We start from the raw sequence: 17852 nt of genomic DNA on the forward strand, positions 1-17852 counted from the left end.
CCCCGAAGAGTAGGTATTCTTTAATTAATTCTTGTTTTATTTTACTTTAAATGTCCATACTGGTCGCTTGGCGTGATTTACCACATCTTCTGCGATAGATCCTGTAAATAAATGAATAAGGCCGGTACGACCGTGAGTAGCCATTGCAATCAGATCTGCATCTATATCTTCCGCAAACTCCACAATTCCTTCTTCCTCGGAATTTGAATTGTAAATCTCTGCAACAGCATGTCTGATTTCATATTTATTTACGAACATCTTGATTCGTGATGCTGATCTTCGAGTCGTTTCAAAATTCCCAGGAGTATTGATAACCACAAGATAAAGATTTGCATCAAACCATTTTTGAAGGGTTTTTAGCCGAGCTGCCAGCTCATCTTGATTTTCTTTGAAGTCACTTGCAAATACGATCTTCTTAAATTTAGTTGGATCAGTAGCAGCTTTGACAGTAACCACCGGACAGTGGGCTGTTCTCACCACTTTTTCCGTATTGCTTCCAATCAATATTTCCTCAAGCCCACTACTTCCTTTTGACCCCATGATGACCAAGTCTGGATCTTCTTCAATGATAGACGAGGAAATATTTTTAAAAGCATTTCCTAAAACGATTTTAGTGGAAAATGAAAAGCTGCTCTCTTTATATTTTTGCTCCAACTCTTTGAACTGCTCTTTGCGCCGATTTATCAGCTCTATGAAAAAAATCTGATTTTCCATTTCAGGCATCATTTCCCCTCCACCCATTGTACCCATGCCAGATCCGGAAGGGACTTCTACTACATTTAAAATAGAAATTTCTACACTATCGAATTTGCTGGCTATGGCAGTCGAGAAATCAAGCGCATTCTGGGCTTGTTCTGAGAAATCGAAAGGGACGAGTATTTTAGTCATGGTCAAGTTAAATTGGTTAACCCCAAATTACCTTTATTTAAAAGAATAGAAAAGGACTTTGTTTACCTTTTTCCTAAAAAAACTAAACCAATTCCGAATAATATCACCCAAACCAAGGTGCTGAGTGCCATTTTTTTCAAGTTGGGATCAATCGACTGCGAATCTTTACCTTTTTGCACATTAATACCAATGCGGATCATTAGTGGGAAAAGTGCCAATGCCAATAAAGAAGTCCATTCTTTGGTGATAAAGGCAAATACCAACAAGCAATAGTTACCCCCCAAAATCAAAATCCAATTGTAAATATTGGCAGCTTTTCTACCTATTCTCACGGGAATAGATTTTTTTCCTGCTGTAGTGTCTGATTCTATATCCCGGATATTATTTATGTTCAGGACAGCTGTGCTGAAAAGTCCCAATGCGATTCCTATCCAAATTATGGAGTTGTCCCAATCCAAACTATGGAGGAAAAAGGTGCCAAAAACACCCAGCAATCCAAAGAATATAAACACCGAAATGTCTCCAAATCCTGCATAGCCGTATGGATTATTTCCTGAAGTATATGAAATAGCCGCCCAAATAGCGACCAAACCTAATCCTAAGAATATCCCGAAAAGTACCCAATCCTGAATCGCAAAATAGAGTAAAAGTAAACCTGATGCTAAGGCTAATATCCCAAAAAGATACATTGCCTTTTTCATTTCAGGTAAAGAAATTAAACCAGATTGGACCGCACGCATAGGGCCCTGACGTTCTTGATGGTCAGCCCCATGAATGGTGTCTCCATAGTCATTGGAAAGATTTGAGAGTATTTGCAAAAATATGGTGGTCAATGAAGCTAGTAATAAGATCTCCCAGCGGAAAACTTGCTTATATACTGCCAAAAATGAACCTGCAAAGATGCTAGCTAGGGCTAGTGGTAATGTACGAAGCCTGACCGCATGGAGCCAGGCTTCTTTTTTTGTTTGAATGGCTTGTTTCACTCAGTCCGAAATCTTCTTATTAAGCGTTGATTAGATCTAGAATTTCCTGATCCAATGGTGATACTTTGGAAGGAAAATAGTTGATAAGTTCGCCTTTTTCATTTAGGATGTACTTGCAGAAATTCCAGCTTGGCTCTTCGTTGTTCCAGCCATTTAAATTTGCGTCTGTTAGCCATCTGTAAATTGGATGTTTATCGAATCCTTTCACTGAAACTTTCTCAAACATGGGGAATGTAACGCCATAATTCTCAGAGCAGAAAGATTTAATTTCCTCGTTGGACCCTGGTTCTTGACCTCCAAAATTGTTTGCAGGAAAGCCTAAAATGACGATTTTGTCACTATGCTTGGCATAAAGTTTCTGTAATTCTTCGTATTGAGGTGTGTAGCCACATTTAGAAGCGACATTGACTACCATCACTTTCTTTCCTTTGAAGTTGCTAAAATCAACGACATCTCCATTCAAGTCTTTCATGGTGAATTCATAAAATGATGGTGCCATAGTTTCTTTGGTTATAGAGGTGTTTTTAGCTTTTAAAACATGAGTTTTGCTGATAGAGTAGGCACTCATTAGCAATAAAAAACAGCCTAGGAATAATAAATTTTTCATGTGGGTATATTTTGATTTTTTAGGGTCACCCCGAATATTCGGGGCTGGCTATGGAATCTCGCATGGTCTAAAACCGAATAAATTTGTGACTTTGGAGTCATGTTTGATTTCATAATTACATTCGGTCAGGTACAGTGATTCCAAGCAACTGCATTCCTTTTTTCAGTGTCTTTGCAGTATGACCTGAGAGTGCTACTCGGAAAGCAAGAATTGATGAGTCATTTTCAAGAAATATAGGCAGATCTGCATAGAATCTATTGTATTCTTTAGCTAAATCGAAAAGGTATTGTGCTAAAATTGCTGGAGAATAATCCAACCCAGCTTGGGAAATTTTCTTTTCAAAATCATTAAGCAGATAAATTAAGCTCGATTCTGAATCTTCAATTTTACTAACTAAAGAGAAGTCCGCTTGTTTGTAATCAACACCAATTTGTTCGGCCTTTCTTAGGATAGATGCTATTCGAGCATGTGAATACTGAATAAAAGGACCAGTATTTCCTTGAAATTCTATAGACTCCTGAGGGTTGAAAAGCATGCGTTTCTTAGGATCGACTTTCAGCAAGAAGTATTTCAAAGCTCCCATTCCAAGTGTTTCATAAAGTTCAGTGGCTTGAGCCTCATTGAAGCCATCGATTTTACCTAACTCCTTTGTGTGCTGTGCGGCTGTATCGACCATTTCCTGCATCAGGTCGTCGGCATCTACCACAGTTCCCTCGCGGGACTTCATTTTGCCTGTTGGCAGATCTACCATTCCATAGGACAAATGATACAAACCTTCGCCGTATGGTCTGCCTAATTTTCGCATGATCTTAAACAATACATCAAAGTGGTAATCCTGCTCATTACCAACAACATATACAGACTTGCTAATTCCAAAATCATCATATTTCAGATCAGCCGTTCCCATATCTTGGGTGATGTAAACAGAAGTTCCGTCTCCACGGAGAACCAGCTTTTCGTCCAGTCCTTCATCAGTTAAGTCCACCCATACTGAGCCATTCTCCTTTTTGAAAAATACGCCTTTTTCCAAGCCTTCAATTACTATGTCCTTTCCTAAAAGGTAGGTGTCTGACTCGTAATAATACTTGTCAAAGCTAACCCCCATCCGTTGGTAAGTCTTTTCGAAACCTGCATATACCCAGGTATTCATTTGCTTCCAAAGCGAAACAACTTCCTGATCATTTGCTTCCCATTTGCGAAGCATATCCTGTGCTTCTAAGAAGAGCGGTGCATTCTTTTTTGCTTCATCTTCGGATTGTCCTTTCTCCGTGAGTTCAGCGATTTGTTCTTTGTACTTCTGGTCAAAGATCACATAATACTTTCCTGCCAAGTGATCGCCCTTCAATCCAGAGGATTCAGGCGTTTCTCCCTTACCAAAATGCTGATAGGCCACCATGGACTTACAAATATGAATTCCGCGGTCATTTACCAAATTGGCTTTGATGACTTCGTACCCATTTGCCTCCAGAATGTATGCTACAGAAAAGCCCAAAAAGTTATTTCTTAGGTGACCCAGGTGAAGCGGTTTATTGGTGTTCGGGGAAGAGTATTCCACCATTACTTTTTGACCATTTGCAGGGAGTTGGCCTATGTTTTCATTAGCAAAAAGCTTTTGGAAAACATCCACCCAAATCATGTTGTTGAGTTCCAGATTCAGGAAGCCTTTCACCACATTGAAACCGGCAACTTCCGCCACGTTTTCTTTCAGATAGTCACCGATCAGATTGGCTGTTGCTTCAGGAGTTGCTTTGGATACTTTCAGGTAAGGGAAAACTACGAAGGTATAAGTTCCTTCAAATTCCTTCCGCGTAGGAGCGAGGCTGATCTGCTCCAAAGGCAAGTCGTGGTTGAAAATATTCTGAAAGGCAAGCTGAATGCCGTTATGTATTGATTCTTGTATGTTCATGTTTTTTTATCTGAGCCACAAAGAGCACGAAGCTTCGCAAAGGGTAAAATTAAAAAGATCTTGGACCTTTAGTGTTGATTACTCTTTTGATACCGTATCTTAATTTTGAAACATTAAAGTTTATGATTAGACCTAATTTATATTTACCCATTTTTAAATAATTAATTGCCTGGGCAACATGTACATCGGAATTCCCTTAACTGATTTTAATTCAATGACCAGTTTTTCTTCAACTAGTAAGTCGATTTTATAACCCAGGTCAATTGAAACTCCATCAATCATAATTGGCATTGTCTTTTCCACTTCTACATGCAAACCTAAGTTTTGTAGTTTTATTGCTAAAACTTTTTTGTAAACATTTTCAAGTAAGCCTGGATCAAGTTGAGTATGAACATCAATTGCCGCACCTAATAAGATGTTTGATAATTCGTCTTCATTGAGATCTTTCTTCAGCTCCATCTTAGTGTCACCTTGTGCTCTTTGTGGCTATATTATTCAAAAATTATCTACCAAACTTTTCGTAGTCGCTTCGAGGACTTCAAAAGCGTTTTCGGCCATCACATTCTCAGAGTCTAGCGTAGGATTCACTTCTACTATTTCCCAGCAACAGACACGCTTATCCTGAATCAATTTTACATTCAATTCTATAGCCTCTTGTACAGTCAGTCCATCTGGAACTGGAGTTCCAGTTCCCACAGAAATTGAGCTGTCTAAGCTGTCCACGTCAAAGGAAATATAGATTTGATCGCATCCTTTCAAGGTTTCCAGTGCTTCAGCAGCGATTTGATCAATTCCCTTCGATCGAACTTCCTGAGTACTGAAGTTTTTGATGCCGTAGTTTTTGATCAAATGATCTTCCGGTGCTTCAGTATCACGAACTGTGATGAAAACAATATCACTGGGATTTATTTTAGGAGATTCTCCACCTATGGTTTTTATACGTTTCCAAAATGCCAAAGTCTCTTCAGATGGTTCATTCACTTGACAATCCATGTTATCCAGCTGTGCCACCATCGCCAATGGCATTCCATGCATATTTCCAGAAGGAGTCGTGAAAGGCGTGTGTAAATCAGCATGCGCATCGATCCAAATAACCCCTAAACGCTTATCAGGATCTGCGGCTTTTATACCCATGATCGTTCCTGCCGCAGTACTATGATCTCCAGCCAAAACGATAGGGAATTTCTTTTCCATCCTTAGTGACTCGATGGTGGAATAGACATTTTTCAATACCTGATAAACGCCATCGATGTATTTAGCATAAGGGAAATTGTTTCCCTTCCACAAGTAATTATTCGCATCAGGAACGTTGATCGGATCAAACTGTGTGAAAAAATCAGACTTCTTGTCCAGGCTGGCAATTTTCAAAGCATCAATCCCCAAACTGGCTCCGCGGGTTCCTGCGGCAATCTCTGATCGTACTTCTACTAGGGTTATATCACGCATTTTTAGCAGTAGTTAAAGTTATTTTGGGTTGGCTAAAGCGAGTCAAAAGTAGTTAAAAATGCCTTTAAATGATCACTATTCAAAGTTCAATTGACAATAGACAGTGGTCAAGTTTGAAAATTATGGTAGGTGGTTTTATATAATTCTCCGCTTTTTTCCCGCAGATTCTCGCTGATAAGGTTCGCAGATTCCCGCAGATCTATTAGTCAGATAGGTAAGAACTTTTTATCGAAAAAATCCGCGTAAGTCAGCGCTATTTTTCTGCGCAAATCTGCGGGAAATGAAATTACTCAAAAAATACTAACTCAAAATCAATAGTTTTGACCTATGCCTATTTCATCCAAACTGCCCAATGTAGGGACGACGATTTTTACTGTAATGTCCAAGCTTGCTTCTGATTGTGGAGCAATTAACCTTTCCCAAGGATTTCCTGGATTTGATTGTGACCATGAATTGTTGGATTTGGTGACCAAATACATGAAGGCAGGACATAATCAGTACGCTCCTATGAGCGGGATCCCTATTTTTCGTGATAGAATAGCTGAAAAAACTAAGTTGGTTTACGGAGTTGAACTGGATTCAGAAACTGAGGTAACTGTTGTTTCTGGAGCGACTGAGGCTCTTTATGCTGCAGTGTCTGCAGTGGTGAAGCTTGGGGATGAGGTCATTTTATTTGATCCTGCGTATGATTCTTATGCTCCAGCTGTAGAGTTGAATGGGGGGAAACCTGTCTTTGTACCGTTGGAAATGCCAGATTTTTCAGTGAATTGGAATAGGGTAAAATCAGCAATCACGGATAGGACTAGGTTGATTATGGTCAATACTCCTCACAATCCAAGTGGCTATGTATGGACAACCAAAGATCTTGATACACTTGCTGAATTGATTCAGGATAAAGATATATATGTCGTAAGTGACGAGGTTTATGAGCACATCACTTTTGATGGAAGAAAACACTTATCGCTTTTGACTAATTCGCTTTTGAGGGAAAGAACATTTGTTTGCGGTTCTTTTGGCAAGACTTTTCATGTGACTGGGTGGAAAATCGGCTACTGTTTGGCCCCGCCGCAACTCACAGATGAATTTAGAAAAGTCCACCAGTTTTTGACCTTTAGTACAGCAACTCCTCTACAATATGCTTTAGCAGATTTTTTGGCTGAGCCATCACGGTATTTGACCTTGCCTGATTTTTATCAAGAAAAACGGGATTTATTCTGTGAAGGATTGAAGGAAACCTCCTTTAAATTTACTCCGGCTCAAGGAAGCTTTTTTCAAATGGTATCGTATGGCCATCTTTCTCAGGAATATGACTACGATTTAGCAGTTAGGTTAACCAAAGAAATTGGTGTAGCTAGCATTCCTATATCAGTGTTTTTTTCAGATAAGAAGGACCATAAAATTCTTCGTTTTTGCTTCGCAAAGGAAAATAAAGACCTTCTTATAGCTTTGGACAAATTACAGAACATAAAATTCTAATCTTTCTAGCTGAAATATCCCATACTCGATCAAGAGTTTTTATAAACCCTATAAAAATTATAGGGAATGTAGGATAATAAGAAAAACCCTTTTACATTTGAAGCGTAATAGAACTTTAAACTTGCAACAATGAGCGCATTACCACAAACTAGCCCAATTCCAGAAGAGCAATTGATTAGCTTTTCCAACGGTATTTCCAGCATTTCAGTAAATCAACAGGAAATCGTGAAGATTTTTAGTCAAAAATCAGGTTTGATGATGCAGGGTATTTGCAGGTTTGAGTCTCCCTTTGAAATCCTCTTCCCACTTTTCAAAGGCCTTAGCGAGTCGGGGAAGCCAAAAAGTTTGAATTTGAGATTTTCTTCAGAGGAAAAAACAGCTTTTTTTTATTATCCTGAAGCCAATCACGTAGCAGTATCGCAGTTCTTTTCGGAATTGGTTTTACTTCTGCAAAAGGAAGTAAAGTTCAAGAAAGTACTCAAGGAGGTAATTATCAATAGAAACCGATTCAGGTCTGAGCAGTTTTTACTTCAGCATGCAATGATGGATTGAATGAATAATTAACATATCATTACTATTAACTAATATTGGGACAGTCCGAAGGGATTTGTCCCTTTTTCATTTGAATTCCCCTAATAAAAAGCAATTTTTGCAGGGCTTTAACACCAATTATTTTTGCTAATGAATACTTACAAAGATCTGATTGAGCAGACATTTGACTTTCCTACCAAGGAATTTGAGGTAGAAAACAATGAACTGCATTTCAATGGAGTGAACATGATGGAGATTATAGAAACCTATGGTACTCCGCTTAAACTTACCTATTTACCTAAAATCTCCGAGAGTATTCAGAACGCAAAGACGTATTTTAAGAATGCGATGGAGCAGCATGATTACAAGGGTAAATACACTTATTGTTATTGCACCAAGTCATCTCACTTCAGTTTTGTGCTCAACGAAGCGCTAAAAAATGACATTCATATTGAGACTTCATCGACTTTTGATATTCCATTGGTTCGAAGTCTCTATGCGAAAGGAAAGATCACCAAGAAGACTTTTATAGTCTGTAATGGCTTCAAACGTGAGCTGTACAAGAAATACATCACCGAATTGCTTAACGACGGTTTTGTGAACTGTGTGCCGATTTTGGATAACATCACGGAAATCGACTATTATTTGGAGCATGTTAAAGTTCCTTTCCAAGTTGGAATAAGAATCGCTGCAGACGAGGAGCCAAAGTTTGGTTTCTACACATCTAGACTTGGTGTGAGATACAATGACATCATCAAGCTGTATGAAGATAAAATCAAGGATAATCCGAATGTAAGCCTGAAAATGTTGCATTTCTTTATCAATTCCGGGATTAGAGATACGGCTTATTATTGGTCTGAATTGACGCGATTTATTCAGAAATACGTGGATTTGAAAAAGATCTCTCCTACGTTGGACTCGATGGATATTGGTGGCGGATGGCCGATTAAGACCAATGTCTTTTTCGATTATGACTACCAGTATATGGCTGAGCAAATCGTGAAGAATATCAAGTGGATGTGTGGCAAAAACAATACGGACGAGCCAAATATTTTCACGGAGTTTGGAAGCTATACCGTCGGAGAGAGTGGGGCTGTGCTTTATTCAGTTTTGGAAGAAAAGCTTCAAAATGACAAAGAGCTTTGGTATATGATCGACGGGTCCTTTATCACGCAATTGCCAGATAGCTGGGGGTTGAATCAGAAGTATATTATGCTAGCTGTCAATAATTGGGATGCAGAATATCATAATATCAATCTTGGTGGACTTACCTGTGATAGCATGGATTATTATAACTCTGAGGCTCACCAATACAATATTTACCTCCCAAAACCTGAGAAGACAGTTCAGTATTTGGGCTTTTTCCATACGGGTGCTTATCAGGAATCGCTAGGTGGATACGGCGGAATTCAGCATTGTCTGATCCCTGCTCCAAAGCATGTGCTGATCGATCGAGATAAAGATGGAAATGTGACCCACAGACTTTTCGCAGAAGATCAGACGGAAGAAAGTATGTTAAAGACTCTAGGATATTAAAACAAAAACGGCTGTTAAAATTTTAACAGCCGTTTTTTTCTGAGGATATTTTCACTTACTCTGGCAATCTGCTTCTGAGCATATTGATCTGGCCCATGTGATTTGCCTGGTGCTCCATCACATGAAACCATGCCCAGTGATTATCTGCTTGCCCACCTTTTGCTAATTTTGCAAACCACTCATCGTCTTTATCTTTTAGCATTTCCAAAGTTTTTTGGCGGACTTGTGCCCAAGTGTCCAAGTAGTACTGAATCGGTTTTCCAACATATTCAGCTCTTGCTTCATCCCCAAGATTCAACGCAGTTTCCCATTTCGCTTTTTCCTCCTCGTTAAAGCTTCTTTTTTCAAAAGTGAAAGCTTGGTAATAGACCTCTGTAGCTGCCAAATGCATTATCATAGCACCAATACGATTGGCTTTGTCGTCCAATAAGAAGTCAGTCTGCTCTTGATTGAGATCTGTTGTACTGTAGATGATTCTAGTCCTCAAGTTTTCAAGCATGGAGACCATTGTGCCTATATCATGATCGTACCCTTTAGGAGAGTTCATTGTATTCTGTCCAAAGCTAACAGTACAATTGACCAAGAGTAAGGTTAGAATTACAAGCGATTGGAGTTGTATTTTCATTTTACTAAAAGTTTGTGAATAGGGAAAATGAGAATTAAAATACAGAGTTAGTAGTCAATAATTGTTAATTACTCTCCAGACTTGAAGATTCTCTCCATCAGAACCCATTTTTCTCCAGGCTTTGCCCAGGGAATTGGCTGCTGATATTTCCACATTAAAGCTTCCCATTCCGCAATCTTAGGATTGGTCTGATCGAATTTGGCTTTTGTCGAAAAGTCAAATTCATCTACTGTTTCCAGCAGCATAAACATGCGGTTACCCGTACGAAAGATTTCAATATTCAGAATTCCAGCATCTTTGTCGTGCTGGGTTACTTCTGGCCAAGCAGCTCCAGGAGAATGATGCTGCTCGTATTCTTTGATGGATTCCTCATCATCAATGAGGTCAAGAGTAAGTGCGAAACGTTTCATTTTTTTAGTATCAAGTTGCTAGATGTAAGTATCAAAATATAGATTTAAGATATTAGACTTAAGACATTAGACATAAGATTTTAGAGATTAGAGCCAAGAGTCTAGACAGAAGCAAGTCCTCCTTGGAATTGAAAGCTGCGTGGAATAAGAAATACTTGTAAAAGGGGGGGTGGGGTACCTCATTTTCAATGCGTTTTGGGCTTTACGATGGAGGTTCAAAAATCTCAAATCTCAAATCTCAAATCACCGAAACCATTTCCTAAACTCCCCAATCGTCTGCTCAGCCGCTTCATCAGGACTTGGGAAGGGGAAAGCTTCTGCAGAAACAAAACCGCTGTAGCCAATAGTTTTGATAGATTCAGCAATTTTCTTCATGGATGTATGTCCAAAGCCCATCGGCCTTCTATTGCTATCCGCAAAGTGAATGTGCCCTATGTATTTTCCCCAATTCAAAATACTTTCTTCCAAATTGCCTTCTTCAATATTCATATGAAATAGGTCAGCTAAAAGCTTTACAGACTTGGTTTCCAGCGTATCCAAGAATTTTGACCCAGCTTCAATAGTATTGAGCAGGTTGGTTTCGTAGCGATTTAATGGCTCGTAGATTAGAGAAACACCTTTTGATTCGGCATGCTTTCCAAGTTGATTTAATGCTTTAGCTAGCCAAGACATGGTTTCTTCTCGCCCATTTCCTGGAAGTATATTTCCTTGCATAGAACCTATAATTGCCGGTGCATCGAAAGCAGCCCCAAAGTCCATCATATCTTTGATAAAGGAAATGGCTTTTTTTCTGATTTCTGAATTAGGATCGGTAAGCGTCAAGCCATGAATGACCTTCCCAGCACCGGTTCCCACAGCTGCAAGTTCTAAGTTATATTTTTTTAGAAGTTCTTTTAGTTTTGGAATTTCGATTGCATCTGGAGAAGCTGTGAAAAGCTCAATTGCATCAAAGCCGAGCTTTGATGCTTTTGCCATTCCAGTTTCCAGATCCTCCCAAAATATCCAAGGTCCAGTTTTGATTTGAGGTACTAGAGCTATCGTTACGCAGGATTTTATCATTTTCTTATTTGTCAAAATCTATCATTATTTTAATTATACCCTCTTGATCTTTAGACCAATCCGCGAGAGCTTGCTCTGATTCATCAATGCTCACCACTTTACTGATGACCTCATCTACCGGGAATTTTCCTTGCCCCAAATAGTCAATTACCTCCGGAAATTCGGTGGTGCAATTTCTAGAACCGAGGATTTCAATTTCCTTTTGTACGAAGAGCGAAGTGTTGAATTCTACAGGTGCTTTTGCGTAGCCTATGCACACAACTCGCCCGGTAAAAGCCACTTCTTCTACAGCCTGGCGGTAGGTGATAGGACTTCCAACAGCTTCTATGATCACGTCAGGGCCATCATTGGTAGTCATATCTTGAAGTGCCTGATGAAGATCCACCTTCTTAGGATTGATGGTGTGTTTTACTCCAATCATCTTAGCGATTTCAAGCTTTGCATCGTCCAAATCAATTGCGATCACTTCCGCTCCTTTATTAACTGCTGATGCCACAGCACCTAATCCTACGATTCCACATCCAATTACTGCTACGCGATCTTCAGCACTTACCTTTGCACGGTTTACAGAGTGAAAACCAACGGTAAGTGGCTCTGCCAAAGCTAGCTCGCGAAGAGATAATTTTTCCGATGGAAAAATATCCTGCCAAGGCAAAGTAATATATCGGCACATAGCTCCAGGTCGACGAACTCCCATAGTCTTATTTTCCTTGCAGGCATTACGTGCTCCTTTTCTGCAGGCGATACATTTCCCGCAATTCAAGTAAGGATATACCGTCACTTTCATCCCAACTTTGACGGACTCAGGAACGTCAGTTCCCAGCTCCTCGATAGTTCCTCCAACCTCATGCCCGAGAATATTTGGATATTCTTGCAGGGGAAAAAGTCCTCGATAGCTATTCAGATCACCACCGCAAAAGCCAACCATGCCAACTTTGAGGAGAACTTCACCAGCTTTTGGACTAGGTTTTTCTACTTCCCGGAGTTCTGTTTTGCCGATATCTGTTAGGACTAATGCTTTCATAAGGTTTGAGTTATTTTGTTGAATATTTTACTTCCAAATTTATTTTGTGTTGACTTCGACTTCGCTCAGTCTGACAAGGTCTTAGGGCTTCACTAAATCAAATTGGACTTCGACTTCGCTCATTCTGACTAGATTGTAATGCTGAACGGAGTATGACGTCGCCCTGAGCGAAGTCGAAGGGTTACTTCTTAAAAACAGATTGCTTCACTTCCCGACGAATCGGGACAGGCTCTCTGTCGTTTGCAATGACGCTGTATACTGTAATCTGATCACTGCTACCTGTCTCCTAAATATTATTCTCAGGCTTTCCTTCGTACCACATTTGGTTTTTGATGGGTGCGACGAGGGTTTCTATTTCTTCCAAAAGCCCATCAGGAATTTTGAAATCGAGTACGCTTACGTTTTGGGAAATAGTAGCAAGGTCACACATGCCAACGATAGTCGTAGTGATGTCCTGATGATCCAAAGCATAGCGGATCGCTACATCACTTAGTTTTACATTATATTTGGCACATAGAGAAAGTAACTTCGATTGCATATCCTTCATGGCTTGCGGAGATCTATGCCATTCCGGCAAGGGGGCATCTGAAAGTATTCGCTGCATCAAAGGCGCTGCATTCATCAGACCAAAGCCTTTTTCCTTTGAAAGGGGAACGAGTTCTCGGTTGATTTCATCTTCCAGTAAATTGTAATGAGCCCAAGAAAGTACCGTGTCCACCTCTATATTTCGTGTGATTTCAGCCAAGTAGTTTACCGGTAATCCAGTGATTCCAATAAACCTTGCTTTTCCGGATTCTTTGAGTTTGACTAAAGTTGGCCAGGCTTCATTGAGGATTTGTTCTTTATATACAAACTCAATGTCGTGAAGCTGAAGTAGATCGACGTAATCTGTTTTTAGTCTAACAAGTGATTCATCGACAGATTTAAGAATTCGCTTTTCGGAGAAATCAAATTCCTGCAAATCATATCTTCCACATTTAGTAGCCAGAATCACTTGGTCACGCTTTCCTTCTAGCGCATTTCCCAGTCGCTTTTCCGCTAAAGTAATTCCGTAGAAAGGAGAAACATCGAAAAAATTAACTCCGTGGTCTATTGCATAGTGAACGGCTCGATAGCCATCTTTTTCGTCAGAAACATCAAAAACATCACCCATAGGCGATGCTCCAAATCCAAGATTTGACAAGTCTAAGCCTGTCTTTCCTAATTTTCTGTATTCCATTTCTTGGGTTATTTGTGGGGGAAATGATAATCAAACCAATATATTGAGTATTTCTGGGGGAGACAATTTATCAGATAGATCAATAATACTTTAGGTGGAATTTTAATAAATGAAGTGTTTTCAAAAAATGGCCGAGTCGAAATGGCTAAAGTGAAATAATGTGAAAATACTGCTTTTTGGAATCCTATTCTGCTTTCAAAATCCTTCACTCGTGTATTTATCCCTGTTTTTTACAGCTAAAAATAGTATCATCGCATCTAGAATAAACTTAACCCGAATATATATGAAGCATAAGTTCTTCTTTACCATGGCTGCAGCTTTGGTTACTTCCATTTCTATCTCACATGCTCAGGATAAGCTCAAAAACATGCCTGGCTATGAGCAATACCAAAAAATAGCACCACAAATTAGGTCTTCTGTAATACCTGGAAGTCTAAATGTAAATTGGGCTGAGGATGGCAAATCCTTTGAATACGCAGAAAACGGCAAGCTTCAGTCTTTCTCAGTAAAAACGAAAAAAGTAACAGAAGTTGGAGAAATCCCAACTCCCGAGCGAAGAGCTTGGAATCGTCCTGCGCGAGGTCGCCAGTTTGATTCGGCAGAGTCACCAGATGGTAAATTCAAAGCATACACAAAGGATCGCAATATGTACCTCAGCAATGCTGATGGCAGCAATATGATCGCCATCACTACCGATGGAAATGAAGAAAATCAAATAAAATACGGTATTGCAACTTGGGTTTATGGAGAGGAATTAAGCCAGAATACTGCCATGTGGTGGTCTCCTGATGGAAGTAAAATCGCTTTCTATAGATTTGATGAACAGGATGTAAAGAAATACTACGTCCTGTTGAATCAATTAAGTTTATATGATTCACTTGAGATCGAAGCCTATCCTAAAGTGGGAGAGCCAAATCTTCCCGTGGATCTGATGGTCTATGATCTGGCTACCAAAAAAATGACAGAATTGGATATCAGAGATGGTAAGCCGTACAGCGATGGAGATTTGGGAACATATATTTATGACTTGTCTTGGACTCCGGACGGCAAAGAATTGCTTTATCACAGCACCAATAGACGTCAGAATATTCTTGAACTTCGTGCTGCAAATCCAGAGACTGGCAAAAGCAGAACAGTAATCCGTGAAGAGTGGCTTCCAAGTTTTGTGGAGAATTCTCCAGAAATGGAAGTATTGGCTGACGGTGAGCACTTTATCTGGGCATCAGAAAGATCCGGTTTCAATAACTATTACCTCTATAATTTTGACGGAACACTGGTAAATGCGATTACCACTCATCCTTTCGAAGTTTCCAATATTGTAAAGGTAGATGAAGAGGATAAGACCTTGTATTACATGGCTCGCAGTGGTGAAAATCACATGCTGATGCAGCTACATCGCGTAAATCTTGATGGTACAAAAGACACACGATTAACAGATCCAGCGTTTAATCACTCCGTGACTATTTCTCCTGATGGGAAATACTTTGTAGATATAGCTCAAACTCATGACATTCCTCCATTTACCAATTTGGTGGACGCCAAAGGCAAAGTAGTGGCAGAATTGGCGAAAAGTGATATGAGTAAGTTTGAGGAGTTAGGTCTTAAAAAAGTTGAGGTCTTTACTTTTACTTCAAAAGATGGAGTGACTGAGTTGCACGGAATGATTCATTTCCCGTCAGATTTTGACCCAAGTAAAAAGTACCCTGTAATCCTCAGTAATTATGGTGGGCCCGCTACGAATGCATTTCGTGAGAATTTCACACTTCCAGATCCATTGACTGAATATGGGTTTTTGATATTGAATATTGATGGTAGAAATGTAAAAGGTCGTGGTAAAGAGTTACTTGATCAGTTGTACGGAAATCTAGGTTTGGTAGAAATGGATGATTTTGCCGAAGGCATCAAATCACTTCATGACAGGCCTTATTTTGATAAAGATAGAGTAGGCGTATTTGGAACTTCTTATGGAGGAACTACGGCTGCTTCCATGCTCCTTAGATTTCCAGACTTGGTTCATGCGGCTGTGGCAAACTCTTCAGTAACGGACTGGAGATTATATGACAATATCTACACAGAACGCTTTATGAGTACGCTTGAGAATAATGAAGAAGGCTATAACAGATTTAGTTTGATGAATATGGCGGATCAACTTGAGGGCGAGTTGTTAATATTCTATGGCACAGCCGATAACAATGTGCATCCATCCAATTCATTGATGTTGATCAAAGCGTTTCAAGATGCCGGCAAAAGCATAGAAGTGCAAGTAGCTCCAGATGGGGGTCACACCGCCTTGAACAGAGATAGAATGATGGAGTTTTTCATCGAGCATTTGGTGACAGATTACAAAAAAGACGTTCGTTAATCAGGCATAGATTTCATGCAAAAACCACCCGCTGAGTGATTGGCAGGTGGTTTTTTTGTTTTAGCCGCTAAGTCCACTGAGATTTTGGTAGAGGACTCAGTTGGTATTCTAGATAAAATCTAATAATTACCGTCTTTGTGAGGCACGAAGCAATTTAAACTTCAATAATGGTTAGTACTATCATTTCTATTTAAAGCTAGTCACATCAAGCTTGAATAATTCGGCAGCGTTTTTCCATAGGATCAATTCTTTCTTTTCCTGTGGTAAATCAAGGTTCTTCATGAAATTCAAATAGGATTTCATCGAAGAAATTGGCCAATCTGTTCCATAAAGAAGGTATTTGGGGTTACCTGCATAAGTGATCATTTGTTCCAGTTCGTTCTTCATCCAGCGCTCAAATTTCTCAGAGAAATCACCTAGCACCAGGCCTGAAAAGTCTGCATGAACATTCTTGTTTTTGTAAGTGACCTCCATACAGTCTTTGATCCATGGGTTACCCACGTGACAAATCACAATTTTTAAATCCGGATAATCCACCGCCAAATCATCGTGATGAATAGGATGGGAATATTTTACCCGACCTGTGGGCGCATAGGTATCACCTGAGTGAAACATCACAGGTACATCATACTCTATAGCCATGTCATAAACGACCTTCAGACGTGCATCACTAGGGTAAAAGGGCTCGTAACCAGGATAGAGTTTTAAACCTTTAATTAGGCCGGCTGCGAGATATTCACCGATTTCCCTTAAATCATGATGATTGTAATTTAGGTAGCTGATCCCAGCCACAACACCTAGGTTTTTCCTGTTTTCAATAGCTTCAACCACTTTTTTGGTACTTGGCCTGTGTTCATTGACTTTGTATGAAGTGAGTACCAGAGAATAGTCAACGTGGTTTTCCTCCATGGTTTCAGTCAGTTTATTCAGGCAGTCTTCAAGAGAAACTACGCGATCTTCATGGTAATTATTGATGTGTGTGTGTACGTCTATGATCATGTTTCAAAAATTGGTTTTTGTAAAATGTACCAATAATTTGACCAAGAGAAAAAGGGAAACTATAGTTTAGCGAGGATTTCCAGTTTTGAGCAGATCTATTCTATGAGTTTAATAAGCAGTTTTTCACATACTTTTTCAGATAATGTTTCACTTGAGTGATCTTGATAACTGACAACTATACTTTGATCATAAGCCTCTTTTGATAGGATTTTTAGTTCAGCACCCAAGCTGAGATCTCTACCATTCAGGAATTCCAAAAATTCGGTGGATGAATTTGTCAAAGCCGCGAGGATGACGGTTTGCCCAGCTTTACATTTTGAAAGTGTTAAGTAATTGATCTCTTGAATACGCCCTTGCTTATCAGGAATCGGAGAACCGTGAGGATCGATGGTTGGGAAACCCATCATTTCATCCATTCGTTCGAAAAACTTCGGCGCATGAATATGCTCTACCTGCTCAGCTATCTCGTGGACTTCCTCCCAGCCAAATCCCATTTTATTTACTAGAAACATTTCCGTCAATCTATGCTTGCGGATAATCAGTGCCGCTTCTTTTTTGCCTTTTTGGGTGAGTATAACGGGCTTGTACTTTTCATAAATCAGCCAATCATTCTTCTGGAGAGTTTTCACCATACTATTAACAGTTGGTAGGCTTACCTGCATCTGGGCTGCCAGTTCTGAGATGTTTACCTCATTCTTATCATTTGCGAGATTGAAAAGTGATTTCAGATAGTTCTCTTCTGTCTGTGACGCCATATCCTATTGCTTTAGTGTTCAAATAT

18 protein-coding genes are annotated in these 17852 nt (G+C 39.6%); 4 read left to right on the plus strand and 14 right to left on the minus strand.

What is annotated here, in order from left to right:
- Nucleotides 1-36 precede the first annotated feature (36 nt).
- The 7 genes from ACPUEN_RS03720 to ACPUEN_RS03750 form a co-directional block, all read right to left on the minus strand.
- Nucleotides 37-888 carry a universal stress protein gene (locus ACPUEN_RS03720; protein WP_425638585.1) on the minus strand — a complete coding sequence of 284 codons (852 nt, stop codon included), beginning with the start codon at nt 886-888 and terminating at the stop codon, nt 37-39.
- Nucleotides 889-950: 62 nt separating this feature from the next.
- Nucleotides 951-1871, minus strand: a complete 921-nt coding sequence (locus tag ACPUEN_RS03725) for a 1,4-dihydroxy-2-naphthoate polyprenyltransferase (protein ID WP_425638588.1) — start codon at nt 1869-1871, stop codon at nt 951-953.
- Between the two features lie 19 nt (nt 1872-1890).
- Entirely contained in the window at nt 1891-2478 is a 588-nt protein-coding gene (locus ACPUEN_RS03730; RefSeq protein ID WP_425638590.1) for a glutathione peroxidase, read from the minus strand.
- A 115-nt stretch (nt 2479-2593) separates the two neighbouring features.
- Nucleotides 2594-4384: an arginine--tRNA ligase gene (gene argS, locus ACPUEN_RS03735; protein WP_425638592.1), complete on the minus strand. Its 1791-nt coding sequence runs from the start codon at nt 4382-4384 to the stop codon at nt 2594-2596.
- A gap of 49 nt (nt 4385-4433) precedes the next feature.
- Entirely contained in the window at nt 4434-4535 is a 102-nt protein-coding gene (locus tag ACPUEN_RS03740; protein WP_425638594.1) for a hypothetical protein, read from the minus strand.
- Between the two features lie 2 nt (nt 4536-4537).
- A complete protein-coding gene (locus ACPUEN_RS03745; protein ID WP_425638596.1) occupies nt 4538-4843 on the minus strand; it encodes a GxxExxY protein in 306 nt (101 codons plus the stop codon).
- Between the two features lie 36 nt (nt 4844-4879).
- Nucleotides 4880-5830 (minus strand): arginase, encoded by a 951-nt coding sequence (locus tag ACPUEN_RS03750; protein ID WP_425638599.1) that lies wholly within the window; start codon nt 5828-5830, stop codon nt 4880-4882.
- 327 nt (nt 5831-6157) lie between these two features.
- On the opposite strand from ACPUEN_RS03750, the gene ACPUEN_RS03755 reads away from it, so the two are divergent.
- From ACPUEN_RS03755 to ACPUEN_RS03765, 3 genes are all read left to right on the plus strand, one after another.
- Nucleotides 6158-7306 carry a methionine aminotransferase gene (locus ACPUEN_RS03755; protein ID WP_425638601.1) on the plus strand — a complete coding sequence of 383 codons (1149 nt, stop codon included), beginning with the start codon at nt 6158-6160 and terminating at the stop codon, nt 7304-7306.
- Between the two features lie 129 nt (nt 7307-7435).
- Complete coding sequence (locus tag ACPUEN_RS03760; protein WP_425638603.1) at nt 7436-7858, plus strand: hypothetical protein; 423 nt, start codon at nt 7436-7438, stop codon at nt 7856-7858.
- A gap of 129 nt (nt 7859-7987) precedes the next feature.
- Entirely contained in the window at nt 7988-9373 is a 1386-nt protein-coding gene (locus ACPUEN_RS03765; protein ID WP_111610297.1) for an arginine decarboxylase, read from the plus strand.
- A gap of 55 nt (nt 9374-9428) precedes the next feature.
- Here ACPUEN_RS03765 and ACPUEN_RS03770 read toward each other — a convergent pair whose 3' ends face one another.
- From ACPUEN_RS03770 to ACPUEN_RS03790, 5 genes are all read right to left on the minus strand, one after another.
- Complete coding sequence (locus tag ACPUEN_RS03770; RefSeq protein ID WP_425638606.1) at nt 9429-9998, minus strand: DUF664 domain-containing protein; 570 nt, start codon at nt 9996-9998, stop codon at nt 9429-9431.
- A 68-nt stretch (nt 9999-10066) separates the two neighbouring features.
- Nucleotides 10067-10408: an L-rhamnose mutarotase gene (locus ACPUEN_RS03775; RefSeq protein ID WP_425638609.1), complete on the minus strand. Its 342-nt coding sequence runs from the start codon at nt 10406-10408 to the stop codon at nt 10067-10069.
- Nucleotides 10409-10651: 243 nt separating this feature from the next.
- Nucleotides 10652-11467: a TIM barrel protein gene (locus ACPUEN_RS03780; protein ID WP_425638610.1), complete on the minus strand. Its 816-nt coding sequence runs from the start codon at nt 11465-11467 to the stop codon at nt 10652-10654.
- A gap of 4 nt (nt 11468-11471) precedes the next feature.
- Complete coding sequence (locus tag ACPUEN_RS03785; RefSeq protein ID WP_425638612.1) at nt 11472-12491, minus strand: zinc-binding alcohol dehydrogenase family protein; 1020 nt, start codon at nt 12489-12491, stop codon at nt 11472-11474.
- Between the two features lie 286 nt (nt 12492-12777).
- The gene (locus tag ACPUEN_RS03790; protein ID WP_425638613.1) at nt 12778-13710 is read right to left on the minus strand and encodes an aldo/keto reductase; all 933 of its coding nucleotides are present in this window, start codon (nt 13708-13710) and stop codon (nt 12778-12780) included.
- Between the two features lie 283 nt (nt 13711-13993).
- Between ACPUEN_RS03790 and ACPUEN_RS03795 the strand changes: the two genes are divergently transcribed.
- Nucleotides 13994-16072: a DPP IV N-terminal domain-containing protein gene (locus tag ACPUEN_RS03795; RefSeq protein WP_425638615.1), complete on the plus strand. Its 2079-nt coding sequence runs from the start codon at nt 13994-13996 to the stop codon at nt 16070-16072.
- 186 nt (nt 16073-16258) lie between these two features.
- Here the strand turns inward: ACPUEN_RS03795 and ACPUEN_RS03800 are convergent, their stop codons facing one another.
- Both ACPUEN_RS03800 and ACPUEN_RS03805 read right to left on the minus strand, forming a co-directional pair.
- Entirely contained in the window at nt 16259-17071 is an 813-nt protein-coding gene (locus ACPUEN_RS03800) for an amidohydrolase family protein (protein ID WP_425638617.1), read from the minus strand.
- Nucleotides 17072-17166: 95 nt separating this feature from the next.
- Nucleotides 17167-17826 (minus strand): iron dependent repressor, metal binding and dimerization domain protein, encoded by a 660-nt coding sequence (locus ACPUEN_RS03805; RefSeq protein WP_425638620.1) that lies wholly within the window; start codon nt 17824-17826, stop codon nt 17167-17169.
- Between the last annotated feature and the right edge of the window lie 26 nt (nt 17827-17852).

The organism is Algoriphagus yeomjeoni, from assembly GCF_049821175.1.
Lineage (GTDB): Bacteria > Bacteroidota > Bacteroidia > Cytophagales > Cyclobacteriaceae > Algoriphagus > Algoriphagus yeomjeoni_A.

What these genes read in the sequence shown, in the direction of transcription:
- ACPUEN_RS03760 (WP_425638603.1), top strand. Translation starts at nt 7,436, where the DNA reads ATGAGCGCATTACCACAAACTAGCCCAATTCCAGAAGAGCAATTGATT.
- ACPUEN_RS03720 (WP_425638585.1), bottom strand. Translation starts at nt 888, where the DNA reads ATGACTAAAATACTCGTCCCTTTCGATTTCTCAGAACAAGCCCAGAAT.
- ACPUEN_RS03730 (WP_425638590.1), bottom strand. Translation starts at nt 2,478, where the DNA reads ATGAAAAATTTATTATTCCTAGGCTGTTTTTTATTGCTAATGAGTGCC.
- ACPUEN_RS03805 (WP_425638620.1), bottom strand. Translation starts at nt 17,826, where the DNA reads ATGGCGTCACAGACAGAAGAGAACTATCTGAAATCACTTTTCAATCTC.
- ACPUEN_RS03740 (WP_425638594.1), bottom strand. Translation starts at nt 4,535, where the DNA reads ATGGGTAAATATAAATTAGGTCTAATCATAAACTTTAATGTTTCAAAA.
- argS (WP_425638592.1), bottom strand. Translation starts at nt 4,384, where the DNA reads ATGAACATACAAGAATCAATACATAACGGCATTCAGCTTGCCTTTCAG.
- ACPUEN_RS03785 (WP_425638612.1), bottom strand. Translation starts at nt 12,491, where the DNA reads ATGAAAGCATTAGTCCTAACAGATATCGGCAAAACAGAACTCCGGGAA.
- ACPUEN_RS03755 (WP_425638601.1), top strand. Translation starts at nt 6,158, where the DNA reads ATGCCTATTTCATCCAAACTGCCCAATGTAGGGACGACGATTTTTACT.
- ACPUEN_RS03795 (WP_425638615.1), top strand. Translation starts at nt 13,994, where the DNA reads ATGAAGCATAAGTTCTTCTTTACCATGGCTGCAGCTTTGGTTACTTCC.
- ACPUEN_RS03775 (WP_425638609.1), bottom strand. Translation starts at nt 10,408, where the DNA reads ATGAAACGTTTCGCACTTACTCTTGACCTCATTGATGATGAGGAATCC.
- ACPUEN_RS03780 (WP_425638610.1), bottom strand. Translation starts at nt 11,467, where the DNA reads ATGATAAAATCCTGCGTAACGATAGCTCTAGTACCTCAAATCAAAACT.
- ACPUEN_RS03745 (WP_425638596.1), bottom strand. Translation starts at nt 4,843, where the DNA reads ATGGAGCTGAAGAAAGATCTCAATGAAGACGAATTATCAAACATCTTA.
- ACPUEN_RS03790 (WP_425638613.1), bottom strand. Translation starts at nt 13,710, where the DNA reads ATGGAATACAGAAAATTAGGAAAGACAGGCTTAGACTTGTCAAATCTT.
- ACPUEN_RS03770 (WP_425638606.1), bottom strand. Translation starts at nt 9,998, where the DNA reads ATGAAAATACAACTCCAATCGCTTGTAATTCTAACCTTACTCTTGGTC.
- ACPUEN_RS03750 (WP_425638599.1), bottom strand. Translation starts at nt 5,830, where the DNA reads ATGCGTGATATAACCCTAGTAGAAGTACGATCAGAGATTGCCGCAGGA.
- ACPUEN_RS03800 (WP_425638617.1), bottom strand. Translation starts at nt 17,071, where the DNA reads ATGATCATAGACGTACACACACACATCAATAATTACCATGAAGATCGC.
- ACPUEN_RS03765 (WP_111610297.1), top strand. Translation starts at nt 7,988, where the DNA reads ATGAATACTTACAAAGATCTGATTGAGCAGACATTTGACTTTCCTACC.